This window comes from Ruminococcus sp. AM42-11, from assembly GCF_003480145.1.
Taxonomy (GTDB): Bacteria; Bacillota; Clostridia; order Lachnospirales; family Lachnospiraceae; genus Blautia_A; species Blautia_A faecis.
In genome coordinates this window covers 17,632-33,401 of record NZ_QUIO01000046.1, presented here as the reverse complement: position 1 = coordinate 33,401, position 15,770 = coordinate 17,632, and the positions used below count along the sequence as shown (strand labels likewise).

Genomic DNA, 15,770 nt, shown 5'->3' with positions numbered 1-15,770 from the left:
ACTCAAGACAACCAACTAGCTTAGTTATCTCTCGTCATTACTGTTATAAAAAGTTCATTCTTTTGAATGATGATTCGTTAAGAATTTTCGAGAATCGTATGTGTTTCACTGTTTAGTTATCAAGGTTGTTTGTCTGTCATCTCTTTGCGACAGCCTGTTTACTTTATCATATCTTTCAGATCTTGTCAAGCACTTTTTTCAAAAGTTTTTCAGACCTTCAAGAAGCTGTATAAAGTTGTTTGTTTCTGTCGTTCTGTTCAAACGACTTGGTTACTTTATCATAAGTTCAGTCATTTGTCAACAGTTAATTCGAATTTTCTGAAAACTATTTTATTTTTCAGTATTTCAGAAGCAATTCCTTGCGACAGCTTGTTTACTATACCACTATCGCAAGGAATCGTCAAGCACTTTTTACAAAAAAGTTTATATTTTTTTGTGCAGATTGTTTTCCAGCATATGTTGATGCAAATACTTTTCCCTGGTAGCTAAACCACCTCTGATATGTCTCTCTGATTTATTCACCTCCAACACAGCCCTGGCCTGCCTTGCAAGTGCTGGATTTAAGCTTGCAAGTCTGGTCGTCACGTCCTTATGTACTGTGGACTTTGATATCCCAAACCTTTTTGCAGTCTGCCTTACAGTTGCCCTAGTTTCGATAATATAATTTCCAATCTCTACTGCCCGCTCTTCAATATACTCTTTCAAAAAAACGCCTCCGCCGACGCTGTTTTTACAGTGTATGCAGAGGCGCTATATTTATATGTAAGAAAACGTTCCGTAATATTTTGCAGTTAAATAATTTCCATATTCTTCGTACATATTATAAAGTACATTATATTTTCTCAAAAAAATGATACTCATACAAATTAGTCAGCTTCTTTCCTGTAAGCGCTGCGTAAGCCCTCAGTAAAGAAGAGCCGCATCCTGCTGCGCCTACATAAAGTCCCGGGTAGCTTACAACTCTGGTGGGGATGGTTCTCCACCAGCTGTCGTACCAGGTTCGGCTGCCTCACTGGCAAAATCCAGATATTTCCGGATTCCAGTGCGACGATATACAATATCCAGAAAAACAATAAATCCGCCATCTGCAGTAATATCCTCCTGCTCGCTCCAAAACAACCCGCGTTCATCTCAAGAAGCTGCCTCCATAAGAATATCCGCTGTGCGTAGCACGAAATCGCGATACTCCTGCTTTCTTGTCACATGGTAAAGATCCTCCAGGAAATAGGCTTCTCCTACCGGTCCATTATAAGATCCTGCCGCCCATCCCGGCACAGGAATGATTCCTTTCACCTCCGAATGTAAGGTATGCTCATACCATTCCGGACCAACCTGAATAGCAATAATATGCGCAGCCGCTTCTTCTGCTTCTTTCAGCCATCTCTCATCACTAGTGGCTTCATAAAGACGGATCAGGAAAATTCCGATTCCAGCAGAACCATCATACATACTTTTTGACGTAAACATAGGAACATCTTCACGATATCCGTCCTGTCCTTCCGGAAGCGCTTTCCAGATTCTTCCATGTTCTGTCTTCACCGCCAGCGTGTCAATCCAATTCGCTGTCTCTATCGCCGCCTGAAGGTAATCTTCTGCAGTATTTTTATGAAAAATTCTTGGATCTATCCTCTTATTCATCTGATGGCCCGCCACTTCTGCACTCTGGCATAAAACTTTCAGCTCTTCACTGCCATTTTTCCTGCTTTTGAAAGTGGTTTTTCCTTTCGTTGATGTTGGTGTAAAATATGCTCTAGTTTTCATAGTATGTCAATAGGTTTTGCCAATATAACTTACCATCACGCCTCAACAAAGGCTTTCTTCTGTTCTTCCGGCATTTTGTATATCGAATCCCTATTTTTAACCTTTCGCCCTTAAGCAAAATTATCAATATATTTTCCGTTTTCAAAAATTTTAACAATCCCTACAGAGTACCATGAATCATCATATTTTTATATGGAATAAGCTCCTAAAATCTGCTATTATAGAAAACGTTGAATGTACAAATTTATTTTAAACGACAGAGGTGTTAGACATGAGTTGGTATAACGAGGCAGTTTTTTATCACATTTATCCATTGGGTTTGGCTGGGGCGCCGAAGCAGAATGAGTATGGGGAGCCTGTGCATAGGCTGAATACACTTCTTCCGTGGATCGATCATATTAAAGAAATCGGGTGCACCGCTTTATATATAGGTCCTTTATTTGAAAGTGTGGGACATGGTTATGAGACTACTGATTACAGGAAGCTTGACTCCCGTCTGGGTGACAACGAGGATCTGAAGAATTTCGTTGCAACCTGCCATGAAAAAGGGATCAAGGTTATCTTCGATGGCGTATTCAACCACACCGGACGTGACTTTTTCGCATTTAAAGATATTCAGGAGAAGCGACAGAATTCACCTTATGTAAACTGGTACTGTAATGTGAACTTCTCTGGAAATACCGAATACAACGATGGTTTTTCCTATGAAAACTGGGGCGGATATAATCTTCTGGTAAAATTAAACCAGCGCAATCCTGATGTGCAGAACTACATCTGCGATGTGATCCGTTTCTGGGTTTCTGAATTTGATGTGGATGGTATCCGTCTTGACGCTGCGGACGTTCTGGACTTTGATTTTATGAAACAGTTGCGCCGCACCGCTGAGGAAGTGAAACCGGATTTTTGGCTGATGGGCGAAGTCATCCACGGCGATTACAGCCGCTGGGTAAATGGCAGCACCCTTCACAGTGTTACAAATTATGCACTTCACAAGGCTCTTTACAGCGGACACAATGACCATAACTATTTTGAGATCGCGCACACTGTAAAATATCTGCAGAACATGGGCGACCTTGATCTTTATAATTTCGTGGACAACCATGATGTAGAACGAATTTACACCAAACTTTCCAATAAGGCGCATTTTGCTCCAGTTCATGTGCTTCTCTACACCCTTCCGGGAGTTCCAAGTATTTATTATGGTTCTGAATTTGGAATTGAGGGACGTAAGGAAAGAACCTCAGATGACAGCTTAAGACCAGCCTTAAATCTTGCTGATTATGCTGACGCAGTGGAGAAAAATCCTTGCACAGCTCTTATTGCTGCCCTTGGAAAAGTCCGCCAGAATACACCGGCTCTTAATTATGGAAGCTATGCAGAGCTTATGCTCACCAACCGCCAGTATGCTTTTGCCCGTGACCTGGATGGGGTGCGTGTGATCGTCACTGTAAATAATGATGACAATGCCGCTTCTATGGATCTGGCTGCTGGAAATGCAGCTGAGTATGTAGGTACTCTGACCGGTGAAAAAGTTTCTGTAGAAAATGGACGCATTCATGTAACCGTTGCCGGAAACAGCGGCAATATCTGGGTTCCGGCTGGGGATATGCCAGAGTATAAGCCGGTAGAGATGAATGCAAAGACACCGGAAACTACTAATACAACAGTTAAGGCTGACAACGCAGACCAGACAAAAGAGGAAGCTGCTGCCACTGTCGCAGAGCAAAATACAACTCCGATCTCTCAGGCACTGAAAAATGCTGCGAATACGGACAGCATAAAGGAAACGGTTGCGACTACTGTAGGTAACTCTGATTGCACCGCAAATGCTTCTGAAAAAGCAGCTGATGGTACAACATCTAATACTACTACCGCATCCGAACCAGCCTCCGAAAAATCTCAGATAACCGTAGACTGGTCCAAGTCCCCAGAGGACATGACCGTAGAAGAGCTTCAAGCCGGAATCCTTGCGAAAATGGCAAACAATGGTCCGGTAACCGACCAGATGAAGAAAACCGTTTATGACAATATCTGGCATGATTCCCTGGTGAACTGGCTGAAGAGCTTCCGCTGATTTGCGGCAGCCACCAGGATCTTATGCCTGCATAAATACAAAACGCCAGAATGAAATTCGCTTTACCGCATGATAAAGCTTTTCATTCTGGCGTTTTTTATTTCTCAGTCTCTAAACCATAAAATCCTATTTTTAACGGTAGCCTTTCAAATATTCCTTCTGTTCAGACGTAATCCGATAGCTTTCCACTGCCTTCTGGATAGTCTTTTTATGTACCCAGTCCGACAGTCTGTGCTGCTCAATATAAGGTACTGCAGCATCCCATTGCTTGGCCAGAGCGGTGGCAAAATACCAGGCAATCATCATGTTTACATAATATTCCTGTGATTGTACGCCAGCTGCCATTTCAAGATACTCCGGGGAAAAATCCTCGTCCAGAAAAAGGCGCATAAGCATGCCGATCCCGTAGCGAATAGTGTAGGTTTCAGTGGAGGCGATCCACTTCCGGACCTCTTCTAATACTGCTTTTTTGTTCTTACGGAAACACTTTGGCTCTGGGAAATCACAGGTGGCCCAGTTGTCGATATAGGGCAGGAAGCGCTGTACTTCTTCCATACATTTCGGATAGTCCTTTATCCCAGTGATCAGCATCATATGAAGGTTATTTTCCTCATAAAACTGGTGAGGAAGCTGCTGCAAAAAGGGCTCTGATTCCGGAGTATCGGCGAATACTTTTGCAAACTTCCGAAGCACCGGAATACGGATTCCAATAATCTTTTCCTTGGCTGTTTCGGGCATTAATTTGCTGTGGAAATCCCGATATTTTATATCCTGTAATTCGAATAACTGCTTCTGCAATTCCGTTAATTCTGCCATACATACTCCCTTTTTTTCAGCCTATAACAGACATTTTCCTCTAATCTTCAACGAAATTGAGGTTTTCAACTGTCGTCTTTTTAATTTACATAACATTTTACATAATGCTTTTGACTTATCTGAAACACTTATAGTTGATGTCAATTTGAGCAAATTCTATTCTGCTTTCTCTGCTGCCTCCAGGCTTGCCATCAGAAGCTCATAGAAGTCATCTTCCCCCTCCAGCTTCGGGGAGTTTTCTCCACCGCCATTGGTACTGCGGCGCATGGTGGCATAGAAGTCTTCTCCGGCAGATACCAGGTCCATTTCATACAATTCATAACCAAGTTCCCTACATAATCTGCAAAAAACAGTGAGAGGATCCTTTTCCAAACGGGTTGCCAGAAGCTTTCTTCGAAGTTCACCATCTTTCAGTGCATCACCTTGCAGACGGTCCAGAATTTCCAATGTTGTCATATGCGGTACCTCCTTTTTTGCAGCTATGTTATTTTTATATATTTTAATACCTCAGCTATCTGTGCGCAACTGTTAATTTCAGGATTCATCTGCAATCCAGCAGGTTTTCTAGAGCGTGTTTGAAAAAGGCTTTCTGCAAGATGTGCGTCACAATTTGTGGGAGATTTCGCCCGGATGAGGGCGCCATAGCGGGCTACGGCAACCGAATTCGGGTGAAATCTCCCGCAAAGTGGGGCGTGCAGATTGCGGGAATGATTTTTCAAACACGCTCTAATACCAGTTAGTACATCGAAAATTAAGTATCTGCTATATTGACGCAGGATGATTTCTTCATATGCAAGGCGGAGAAAGGAGGCGTAGCGGTGGCTACGGCGACCGACGACAACGCAGCAGATGAAAAATCAGACAAGTCAATATGGCAGTTACTTAATATTCGATGTACTAGTCATACTGCATTGTGATATTCCTCCACATAACTCTGCTTCTGATCTGTCATTACTAGCATCACTTCATCCATAGCCGGGCCGATATACTGGATCTTATCTGGAGGAGCGGCGATAATAAGCTGTAATGGAAGGCGTCTCAGGAATTCCAAAACGCCGCCGATTCTTTCATCATCCATGTTATTAAAGGCCTCATCAAAGAGCACCAGCCCAGCTGCCTCGCCACCAATATTATTGCTGTAAAGCTGTACAAAAGAGGCTGCCACTGTCACATAAAACGGGGTCTGTGTCTCACCGCCGCTCTTCTCTTCACATACCTTGGAATAGTAAGAATAGGTGCCGTCATTATGAATGATCTTAATGTCATAATCCATATAAGTACGGTAATCCGTAAACTCGTCAAGAGCCTGTGCACTGTTATCTCCACTTACCGAAAGCTGTTCAAACAGCTCCTCGATTACATCTTTATGAGCCTCATGGAAGATTCCCGAAAATAGGGATTCGCCTTGTGTCACATTGAAATCATCCATGATCATTTCATAATAATTGCGGTATTTTTTACTTGGCATAAACTGGAATTCATAGCGTTCACTGCTGAAATCAATGCCCTTTAACGCCTTGTTCAGTTCCTTAAATTCCCCCTGGGCAAGCTTCATATTCTCCTGTAATTTCGCCAGAAACTGCTCATGAAATTCTGTTTCTGCCGCTTTATGGGCAGACTGTACTTTCTCCTCATAATCAAGAAGTTCAGAGTTTTTCAAACGTTCATATACCGCCTCAAATTCAGGAAAACCTTCCAGACTGGCAGCTGCACCAAAATCATGCTCGGTCTTATACTCCACCATGGCATTTATCATATTGTCTTTGGCAATCTGACATCTCTCACTGTTATATTTTCTCTTATTAGAAGGCAGTTTATAAAAATATTCACTTTGAAACTGCTCAATTGATCTTACTCCCAGAGCCTCCTTATATTCCCGATTCCAGCTATTTAAACGTTCTCCCGCATCTGCTGCAAGAGCGGTTACCTCACTCTTTCCGGTAATCTGTTTTTCCAGAAGTGTCTGTTTTCTGGCAACCAAATCCTGGATCCGGGCACGCATTCCACCGATTTTTTCCGTGTCGGAGCTGATGGTGTAATCCAATCCCCTAAGCATTTTTTCCAGCTCATCCAGCTGCAGCTGCTTCTGGATCAGGGTGGAATTTTCTTTCAGTTTTCGTATATTTTCCTCACATTTATCAATGGATTTATTTAACATACGAAGGGTAGCGATCACATCCAGACGGTACTTAATATCCACGTCACTTTCTGTAGAAAGAAGTCCCAGAATCTCTTTTGTGTCAGACAGCTTTTTCTCCTGATTTTCCATTGTTTCACTAAGCTTCTGAAATTCTTCTTCAGCCTGTGCCAGCTGTACGGTAAAAGCATTTTTGCCGATAAACGGCACACGAAATACCTCTGGTTTGATGGCACTTGCCACACAGTTCTGATATCTCATACAGCCCTTTGTGATAGAAACAGAATACTTTTTCAGGTCTTCGTAACGCTCGCACATCTGTACTTTTCCAAGGAGCATGTTGCTGTACTGACGGGCATATTGGTTCTGGGATGTGACTACTTCTGCCAGAGTTCCCGCAGGCGCAGTGTCGTATTTTTCCAGATCTTTCGTATTGATCAGACCTACTCCGTAAACCTTTTTCTCTCTTCGAAGACGGTCATAAATACCAAGTGCAATATCGAAGTTCTCCGGTTCTACAAGCACGTAAAAACGCTGCGTATTCAGATACCCCTCCACTGCGTTTCGCCATTCCTCATCCTTAATTTCCAGCATTTCGCAGAGCACTCCAGGCTGGATTTCTCTTCCAATGCCCGCAAATTCTTCCTGTACAGACTCCACAAGAAGCTCTACGCCAGATGGATAAGTCAGCTTTTTGCGTTTCAGTTTATTGATCTTTTTGCTTAATTTCTCCCATTCTGTCTGGTTCTGGTTAAGCCGGATCTTCAGCTGCGCCTGCTCTTCCTGCAGTTCTCCATAGCGCATCTGTTTGAAATGGATCACATCATCTGTAAGGCTCTTTATTTCTGTTACATTGATATCACCATCCAGAGTTTGAAGTTTTTTCCGGTATTCACGGATACAGGAAGCGAAATCTACGCCAGTTTCATTTTCTGCATTTGCAGACTGACTCATTTCGGTAGAAACTGCTGCAGAATATCTGGAAGTGTTCCCTGCCCCCATAGTCTGCAATAAACTCTCGCAGTCCCTGGCCGCCTGAGCCACGCTCTTCTTCAATTCCGTCTCCTCATTCAGAGCTTCCTGTCTCTTATCCCGAAGCCTTTTCAGCTCTTTTTTCTCCTCTTCCAAAGCTACAAATTCCTGGTTATGGCGCAGTTCTACACGGATATTTGTGGCAATTTCCTGCTTTTCAGAGCGCTCTTTCTGAAGCATTTCCAGCTGGGCTTTCGCCTGGGAAAGACGGATTTCTTCATTCTTTTTGGCAGTTTCCAGACTGGAAAGCTGTCCTTCCACAAGCTCCAGCTCACTACGTTTCAGGAAATACTCGTACATCCTGTCCTTTTCAATACGCTCCTGTACACGCTGGTACAATTCCTGTATTTTTTTCAGTTTTTTCATGCGTTTTTTCACGTTATCAAGGGTACGTTCCATATCCTGATAAGTACGCACATTCTCCCGAAGTACATCAATATTGACTTCTTTTTCATCCAGCACGTAAGAGTAAACAAAGTCCTTAATATCGTCGATTGGCTTAAATGCAAGCGCTTTTGGAATCAGACGGAAGAACTTATCTTCAATCCTTCCAAGTCTTGCTGTGACCATTCTACGGGCTTCTACATTGGTCTTGCACCACTGGCGGATATCAATGTTGGAACCACGGAATTCTGCAATGGATTTCACCTGGTTTCCGTACAGGAAAGATCATCTGAGATCCTGGTATTCTCCATCAGATACCGCACTGTGGTCTCCTGGCCCTCAGAAGCAGAGTCCACAACAGCACCGATAATGAAATATTTATCCTTGCTTTCCTCATAAAATTCCAGGGCAACATGAGCGCTGATCTCGCCGGTACGCTCATAAGGCTGGTTTTCTTTTCCTGTTTTACAGCGGATATATCCGGTAAGCCTTCGCTTGCCATTCTCGTGGGCCGCCTTGTTAAAATAGCCGGTGGAACAGATGATCACAAACTGGATCGCGTCCAAAAGAGTGGATTTTCCAGCGCCGTTTTCACCAGATAAAAGAGTAGAATCTCCAAACTCTATGGTACAGTTATTAAACCTGTGCCAGTTAATCAGCTTCATCCTCGTCAGTTTCTTCATCGCTTTCGTTTCTTCCCTTTCTGTATGTCTCCAGTTTCTCATATGCTGCCTTAATGTCTTCTGCACGTACCACCATCAGAATGGAGTCGTAAATCAGAACACGAGATTCTTCATCTCCCATATCCTTATCCAGAAGCTCCACGATCTGATATCTTCGGAATAGGCTCAGGGCATTTCGCATGGTGGTTTTGTCGATTAATCTGTCACGGATATTAAGACTCACAAACTTATCCTGAATGTCTCCAAGGTTCACGATTACTTCCTCTATTGCGGAAAGCTCACGCTTCTTTTCATCGTAAAGAATTCGCAGGATCAGAAGTACAATGGAATCATAAAGCTTCAGATTCATCCGGTTATACCCTCTCGGACTGGTCAGCTGAATCACTCCATATTCCTCGTTTATCTCAAGGCGATAGCCAAGAACGCCCAGATATTCTTTAAATTCTTTCCTGTATTTCAGCACAAAATAATAATCTGCTTTGGTATTCTGGTTTCCTTTGCACAAAAAGCAGGTTCCCAGAAGACGGTTGCAAACCCTGCTGAAATTATCCTTTTCTTTTTGCAGCATTCCTTCCAGATATTCCATTTTCTCTCCTCCGTATCCGAAAATCTTTGAAACGGTAGCCGTTTACTTCCCGTTCTTCCAGAGTTTCTATTACATATCCCATATTTTTGCGCTGACCGTAAAGGCGCACATAGATCAGTTTGATAAAATCCTCTTCATTATTAAGAGGAAGCTGGCTTGCTTCCAGCTCATCCTTTTCCGCCAGATAACGGTTTACGTAGTTCTGAATTTTCTCTACACTGATCACTTTCCGGATCTTTTCTGCCATCTTTCTCATTTTCTCACGGCGAAGCTCTTCGTCTGGTTCCTCATTCTCCAGACTGGAGGGGATGAATTCCTTTTTCCCTTCTACTGCCAGATACAGAGAACTTTGTTCCAGAATAGAACACTGGTAAATACGCACCAGATCATCCAGAAAATCAATGCGGTAGATTCCCCCAAGATCCATATTTTCCTGGTTAATTTCTTCATTAATTCCCATGAGTATTTCTTTCAGCTGCCCCCGCACATCTTCATTTCCAGCCAGGAGAAATTTGGCACGGTTGATGGCAGCTCGCTGGTACTGGGTATTTTTCTGGTTGATTTCCTGAAGAATCTCGTCCATATTGCGGAAAGCCTCAATAATTTCGTGAAGATAACGGCAGGTCAGTTCCCGCCCCTCTTCCTCGGAAACCTCCCGGATAGCTGCAATCTCTGCAGATGCCTTTTCCAGAAATTCCTCATTGTGGCTTCTTTTCTCCAGGCACTGCATAATTTCCGGACGAAACTTGGAAACATTGTCAGAAGTCAACAGGCGGTGGTAGGCTTTGTCTACAATATTGGTAATGTAGTCGTTAAACAGTGCATCCATAATCTGGGCAACCGTGCTGTGTCTGGTAAGGTCATCTATGTAGTGTTTGATGTTGGAATTGAGGTTTTTCAGACCGGTGATCAGGTAGTCGGTGTTTTCCCAGATCTGCATGAGTACGATACCCGGCTTATCCATGGTTCCTTTTACCAGACTATAGATGGTATAAATGTACCCCTGGTATTCAATTTGTTTCCCATCTGCGATATCCAGGAGTGTTTTGATTATTTTCACAGCGTATTCCTTGAAGTTTACACGCTGTACGTAGCTTTTGTCTGTTTCCACTTCGATCCAGCCGTAGTATTCCAGGCGGCGCAAAATGCCGTTAGCCCGGCTTCGGCTGTCATCAGCCTGGAATTCTTCTTCCACCAGCTGGGCCGCATTTTCCTGCCCAAAATAAAATTCCAGCTCGTCTACCAGCACTTCTCTTTCCACACCAAAGGAGAGCTGGTGTTCCATAATGGCAAAAAGGCGGCTGATACATTCCCAGTACACAATTCGGTTTGGCGAAGATAGCGGAACAAAAAAATTGTTGGGGATTATGTGAAACATAGGGTATCCTTTCTTCAAACGTAAAACAAGGGACAAACTGCTTTGTCCCTGAAATCTTTCTTTATTTTAGCATAGCCGGTTTTATTGTACAAGGTTTTCTAAGTTGCTATTTAGTTGATTAAAAGTTCTTTAATGCGGACGCATTTGGACAATGTGTATTACTCACTCGCCGGCGCAACGCTCCAGCGAGTGAGCAATCACCATTGTCCGAATGCGTCCGCCTTGAACAACTTTCAACACACTAAATAGCAATTCTCAATATACCTAATATTAGCAAATGTGCCGGATAAAAAATGTAGAAGAACCACTTAGAAAAGGTTCGATGTTTTTCGGAGCGCTTCCCGTTGTAGAGATAGATGATGCAAAGTGCTGAGAGCGGAATTCCGGCGGTGGCGCCGAGGGACTGGATAACAGCCCTGGCAGGAGTGGTCTGCTCCATGTTTTCTACAAGGTTTAACAGACCAAAGAACAGCATTGCCTTTCTGAAAACCTTCCATAAAAGTTTTTTTCGTTCAGGATTCTGGCCGCCAGCCAGATGGCTTTTCTGATCAGCATTCCGGCCGCCGGCTGGCAGCATTTTCCCCTGTGCATCCCGGAGGCCACAGCTTGCGAACCAATAGGTGAAGATAGGGGCAAGAAAGGCCCAGTCGCTGTAGGCGGAGGCAAATACCAGGCCCAAGATGCAGAGTGTCTGCCGGGTTCCTGAAGGGATTTTTTCCATTGCATAGAGAATCAGGAAGCACAGGAAAAGAGTGAATAGCATGTTCATGCTTACGAAACTGATGGTTCCTTCTTCTGTAAATGCAAGACAGAAGGGGATTTCGGAAATCAGGGCAAACAGCAGAAGCCGTTTGCCGTATTTCTCTTTGGAGCGGGTGTAGCCGTAGCCTTCTACCAGGAAGTAGCACATGGTGATAGCGGTAAAATACCCCACGTCCACCATCACCTCAAAAAGAAAGGTACCTGGTTCCAGGAAAACGTTTGCAATATGGTTTAATAGCATGGTAAACATGGCTACGTATTTGATCTGATCCCGGTTCATGCCTCAAAAATCCTCACCAACATATCTGCCATACCCACGGAGTATCCAGCTGCTGCAAAGATACCCTGGCATTGGCCCTCGGTAATGGTCATAAGCGGCAGCTTCCCGGAATCTACGTACATGCGGCGGGCGGTCATTTCCTTGTCCTTGCCGAAATCGTGGAAGTACACCTGAATTTCAGGGAGCAGTTCCAGACATTTCACCAGAGTAGCATTCTTTAAAGATTCTTCGCTACGAAGGATAAATATAATCTGTTTTTGTATTTTTTCATATTTTTCTTTCAATTCCATTATTTCATTAAGAATGTGCACAGTAGGCTCACGGTCTTCTTCCAGCCAGAAGAGGATGCCTCGTTCAGCTATGCCATTCTCACATTTGGCAGCGTCTCCGCTTATTTTTCCCGTCAATTTGGACACCAGCACCTGATTTCCAGCCCGATCGGTCAGCTTGGAATCCGGAATGGAATGACGGTTGAACATTTCCTCCAGACAATACTCCCGAAGCTCCAGTTCCACCCGCTTCGTCTCATCTTTTTCAATATGAAAATCGTATCTTTTTCCCAGAATGTTTCCATTTGGCAGACGGTTTCCAGTCAGGATCCGGTAATCTCCCGGCATAATATCCAATTCCAGTTTTCCAGCTTCCCACTTGCGGTCGCTGAAATCCAGGGTAAGGTATCCTCTTCCGTCTGTCACCGCAATGGTCCAGTTCTGGAAATAATTCCAGTCCCCTTTTTCCCCGGCGAAGACTGTAAGATGGGATTCCTTCCGGCTCTCTTCCAATACTGCTACAAACCTCATTCCATCCCAATATTCAATAGCTCCATCAGCAGGATTCAGACGTGCCGGGATTCCCAGAGTTCTGGCGATTGCCACGAAAAGCACCTTGTGGGATTTCTCTCCGGCAATTCCAAGCTCCAGTGCTGCACCAGGAGTGGTGTATGCAGTCAGGCGCTCTTTGTCATTGCGGACTGAAATGTTCTCTTCGATCCAGGTCCAGATGCTCTTGGGATCTGCTTCAAAGGCATCCCTCTGCCCCTTGTCAAAATAGCCCAGGATCTTCTTTCTCCACCTGGTAAGAACCTCATTTTCCACGCGGGGATTCCATACATATGGAATGTAAATCTCATCTGGATTAAATTCGCGATAAACCGAGGCCTCCTGATAATGGCCCTCCAGCACTTCTGGAAAAGCATCCCTTCTGTCTTTCTCAGACAAAACAGCCATCATAGGCTCCACTTCCTTCATGGTATGTCCAAAAAGGCAGCGCTTCCACAGCGGCTGGAATTTCTCAATCTTACGTCGGCAGTGTTCTGCCTCAGCGGCAATCCGGCGATTATTCTCTTCTTCCTGTTCTTGGGTAATATTCCAGCTTATTCTGCCGGTATCCTCCGGTGCATTCATGTCAAAATCCACCCAAAGCTCATCTTCATATTCCTCACCAAGAGTACAGGTAAAATGGTCGTCCTCTCTTGTGTCGATTACCTTTTCCCCGTAAGCACCATCATAAACAGCACAGATCAGCAGGCTTCCAAAACCGGTTTCAAAGGAAATACAGCCATTTTTGTCTGCTTCCATTATTGCAATCGGGGAAAATTCCCCATAGTTCATTACCTCAGCCCGTACTTTTGCCCCAGCTGCCGGAGTTCCATCCAGATCTTCCACTGTAATAGTGATCCACCTGGTTTTGGCATATTTACCAAGAAGATTAATGATCCGGTTCATTCCGTCTTTTCCGATCACTTTTTCGTCTGGCATAGCGCGGTCATACCATCTGGAGCCGATCATCATGGCCCTGGATGCTGCATTGGTAAACCAGCTCTTGTCCAGAACAGCTTCTGGCTCGCAAGCTCCCAGATAATGCCAGTCGCCATCGCACCAGACCTCTACCCAGGCGTGGTTGTCATCACAATGGGACCATCTTGGCACATACACCGGTCTTGCAGGAATTCCGGCGCTTCGCATTACATTTACCACAAAGACGGCTTCCTCACCACAGCGGCCTACACCGCTTCTGTAAATTTCCAGTGCGGAGCCGGTACGCATGTCCGTTCCCTGGTACATCACTTCTCCCGCACACCAGTGATTGATTTCCAGTGCAGCTTCCACCATGGTCTTCCCCTGGACCTTATCCTTTATTTTTTCCCAGAAATAGGTACGACATGGTTTGATTTCTTCATCATTTGTCCGATGAAAAAGCACGTAATTCAGGAAATAAAGCTCTGGATAATTCTTTACATAAGGGGAATTTTCCCAGAGATAGATTCCCTGCTGCACATAATCCAGATAAGTGTCAAAGGTATAGTTTCCCACATCGCTGTAGGGCATATTGCTGTACAGATATTTCATTCCGATCACAATATCAGAACTTAGTGCTTCCATTCTCTTCTTTATTTCTTCCGCTTTTCCTGGCAGTTCCCTGGAAAAATCTTCAAAGTCTTTTTCTATCCGGTCTCTGTTTTTTTCAAGAAACATCTTATAATCTCCTCATCATTTTAAGCGTGATCACAATTTCACTCTAAACGGACATGCCGCCTGTCGGCGACATCTCCATATAGGAAAGTCAGCTGTTCCACGCCTATGGCGCTCCCACTTGGCAAAAATACTTTTGGGAGCAGACTTAATAAAATCGCAGTATTTCATATATCACAAGAGATTCTATTTTATATCAAGCATATTTATAATATTTCCATATCCTGCATCTTCTGCCAGCTGCTGGATCCCATCCCTTATTTCCTCCAGGGAATAGTTGTGCGCTTCCAGAAATTCATCCCCTTTGGATGCAGCATATTCGTAGAAAAACATAGCTTCTGCCAGAGCTTCTTTGTCAGCGTAATCGATCCGGTCAAGAAGTTCGTTCTCTGCCTCGTTGATCTCGCCTCTGTCCACCATGGTTTTCATATGGTAAAGCTTGTCTCCGGAAATCTGGTATTTGGATTCTACCGGCAATTCCACCTGGACATATTTTTTCCCAAGCATGACACTGGCAAGGACACGGGCAATCTCTTTGATCATACGCATAATGTAGTCTTTTTCGTCATCAGTGAACATAAATTTTCCTCCTGGATAAATGAGAGTTCGTGGCTTTAGGGTAGCACCTTCCCAACATCAGAACTATTTCTGACTACTCTTACTGACTACGGTCACAAAAACCACAAAGGTTCCGCCCTGACACCTGTATGCGTCCTGGCAGAACCTTTTGTCATTAAGCTTATTATTTCATTTTTGATATCCTTTTGTCAATATAGGATGAAAGAAATTCAACGCTTCCCTCCACGCCAAGAGTGCTGCTGTTCAGACTCAGATCATAGACGTGCGGCTCAGACCATTTGGTCTTGCAGTGGCTGTCATGATATTTCTTTCTCTTTCTGTCTTTCTCTTTGATAAAGCGCTCAGCTTCTTTATCGCTTTTTCCATAAAGACGAGCTACACGGGCAATTTTCTGATCCATATCTCCAATAATGAAGATGGAAATCAGGCCCTCATAATCCTTCAGGATTGTCTCAGAGCAACGTCCTACGACTACAAAGGATTCTCCTTTTTCAGCCTTTTCCCGAAGAAAATTGAACTGCATCATAGCTACATTGTCTGCCGGAGAACTGCTCATTCCTTTCACTGTACGGTAAAGAAATTTGTTGTGCTTCATCTCATCAAAGATTTCCAGTTCTTCTGGATTTACGTTATGGCTGTCTGCCACCTCGCGTAAAAGATTGTGATCGTATAAAGAAAGTCCATAGCGCTTGGCGATTCGCTCTGCAATTTCATGGCCTGCGCTTCCGAACTCTCGTCCGATGGAAATGATCACCTGTTTTTGTGTTTTCATGGTATCCTCCCTTCTAACCAGAGAAATCCGTCCTTGTTTCACGGATTTTTCCGGA

15 protein-coding genes and 1 pseudogene are annotated in these 15,770 nt (G+C 44.0%); 2 read left to right on the top strand and 14 right to left on the bottom strand.

What is annotated here, in order from left to right; all coding sequences use genetic code 11:
* Positions 1 to 423: 423 nt before the first annotated feature.
* The 3 genes from spoIIID to DW904_RS19340 form a co-directional block, all read right to left on the bottom strand.
* Positions 424 to 705 (bottom strand): sporulation transcriptional regulator SpoIIID, encoded by a 282-nt coding sequence (gene spoIIID, locus DW904_RS19345; protein ID WP_118583748.1) that lies wholly within the window; start codon positions 703 to 705, stop codon positions 424 to 426.
* A gap of 249 nt (positions 706 to 954) precedes the next feature.
* Positions 955 to 1,119 (bottom strand): hypothetical protein, encoded by a 165-nt coding sequence (locus DW904_RS23095; RefSeq protein ID WP_195700453.1) that lies wholly within the window; start codon positions 1,117 to 1,119, stop codon positions 955 to 957.
* Positions 1,120 to 1,131: 12 nt separating this feature from the next.
* Positions 1,132 to 1,638 (bottom strand): lanthionine synthetase LanC family protein, encoded by a 507-nt coding sequence (locus DW904_RS19340; protein WP_147422348.1) that lies wholly within the window; start codon positions 1,636 to 1,638, stop codon positions 1,132 to 1,134.
* 394 nt (positions 1,639 to 2,032) lie between these two features.
* Between DW904_RS19340 and DW904_RS19335 the strand changes: the two genes are divergently transcribed.
* On the top strand, positions 2,033 to 3,835 hold the full coding sequence (locus DW904_RS19335) for an alpha-amylase family glycosyl hydrolase (protein ID WP_118583744.1): 1,803 nt from the start codon (positions 2,033 to 2,035) through the stop codon (positions 3,833 to 3,835).
* A gap of 132 nt (positions 3,836 to 3,967) precedes the next feature.
* Here DW904_RS19335 and DW904_RS19330 read toward each other — a convergent pair whose 3' ends face one another.
* From DW904_RS19330 to DW904_RS26010, 3 genes and pseudogenes are all read right to left on the bottom strand, one after another.
* Positions 3,968 to 4,651 carry a DNA alkylation repair protein gene (locus DW904_RS19330; RefSeq protein ID WP_118583742.1) on the bottom strand — a complete coding sequence of 228 codons (684 nt, stop codon included), beginning with the start codon at positions 4,649 to 4,651 and terminating at the stop codon, positions 3,968 to 3,970.
* A gap of 156 nt (positions 4,652 to 4,807) precedes the next feature.
* Complete coding sequence (locus DW904_RS19325) at positions 4,808 to 5,107, bottom strand: hypothetical protein (RefSeq protein ID WP_118583740.1); 300 nt, start codon at positions 5,105 to 5,107, stop codon at positions 4,808 to 4,810.
* Between the two features lie 23 nt (positions 5,108 to 5,130).
* A pseudogene (locus tag DW904_RS26010) lies at positions 5,131 to 5,310 on the bottom strand (DUF6783 domain-containing protein); the annotation flags it as partial.
* On the opposite strand from DW904_RS26010, the gene DW904_RS26005 reads away from it, so the two are divergent.
* Positions 5,248 to 5,391, top strand: a complete 144-nt coding sequence (locus tag DW904_RS26005; RefSeq protein WP_347562214.1) for a DUF6783 domain-containing protein — start codon at positions 5,248 to 5,250, stop codon at positions 5,389 to 5,391. The pseudogene DW904_RS26010 and the gene DW904_RS26005 sit on opposite strands and share 63 nt — an antisense overlap.
* A gap of 161 nt (positions 5,392 to 5,552) precedes the next feature.
* On the opposite strand, the gene DW904_RS19315 is transcribed toward DW904_RS26005, so the two are convergent.
* From DW904_RS19315 to DW904_RS19280, 8 genes are all read right to left on the bottom strand, one after another.
* Positions 5,553 to 8,468, bottom strand: coding sequence for an SbcC/MukB-like Walker B domain-containing protein (locus DW904_RS19315; RefSeq protein WP_118583736.1), 2,916 nt, complete (start codon positions 8,466 to 8,468; stop codon positions 5,553 to 5,555).
* The gene (locus DW904_RS19310; protein WP_202187781.1) at positions 8,465 to 8,887 is read right to left on the bottom strand and encodes an ATP-binding protein; all 423 of its coding nucleotides are present in this window, start codon (positions 8,885 to 8,887) and stop codon (positions 8,465 to 8,467) included. Before DW904_RS19310 ends, DW904_RS19315 begins: the two co-directional genes overlap by 4 nt.
* Positions 8,856 to 9,473 carry a DUF4194 domain-containing protein gene (locus DW904_RS19305; protein ID WP_118583732.1) on the bottom strand — a complete coding sequence of 206 codons (618 nt, stop codon included), beginning with the start codon at positions 9,471 to 9,473 and terminating at the stop codon, positions 8,856 to 8,858. Before DW904_RS19305 ends, DW904_RS19310 begins: the two co-directional genes overlap by 32 nt.
* Complete coding sequence (locus DW904_RS19300) at positions 9,433 to 10,851, bottom strand: Wadjet anti-phage system protein JetA family protein (protein ID WP_118583730.1); 1,419 nt, start codon at positions 10,849 to 10,851, stop codon at positions 9,433 to 9,435. The genes DW904_RS19305 and DW904_RS19300 overlap by 41 nt, the downstream gene beginning before the upstream one ends.
* Before the next feature lie 241 nt (positions 10,852 to 11,092).
* Positions 11,093 to 11,893 carry a TraX family protein gene (locus tag DW904_RS19295; protein ID WP_118583728.1) on the bottom strand — a complete coding sequence of 267 codons (801 nt, stop codon included), beginning with the start codon at positions 11,891 to 11,893 and terminating at the stop codon, positions 11,093 to 11,095.
* Positions 11,890 to 14,367 carry a transglutaminase-like domain-containing protein gene (locus tag DW904_RS19290; protein ID WP_118583726.1) on the bottom strand — a complete coding sequence of 826 codons (2,478 nt, stop codon included), beginning with the start codon at positions 14,365 to 14,367 and terminating at the stop codon, positions 11,890 to 11,892. Before DW904_RS19290 ends, DW904_RS19295 begins: the two co-directional genes overlap by 4 nt.
* Before the next feature lie 183 nt (positions 14,368 to 14,550).
* Positions 14,551 to 14,943 (bottom strand): DUF6483 family protein, encoded by a 393-nt coding sequence (locus DW904_RS19285; protein WP_118583724.1) that lies wholly within the window; start codon positions 14,941 to 14,943, stop codon positions 14,551 to 14,553.
* 163 nt (positions 14,944 to 15,106) lie between these two features.
* Positions 15,107 to 15,715: a cytidylate kinase-like family protein gene (locus DW904_RS19280; protein WP_118583722.1), complete on the bottom strand. Its 609-nt coding sequence runs from the start codon at positions 15,713 to 15,715 to the stop codon at positions 15,107 to 15,109.
* Positions 15,716 to 15,770 lie beyond the last annotated feature (55 nt).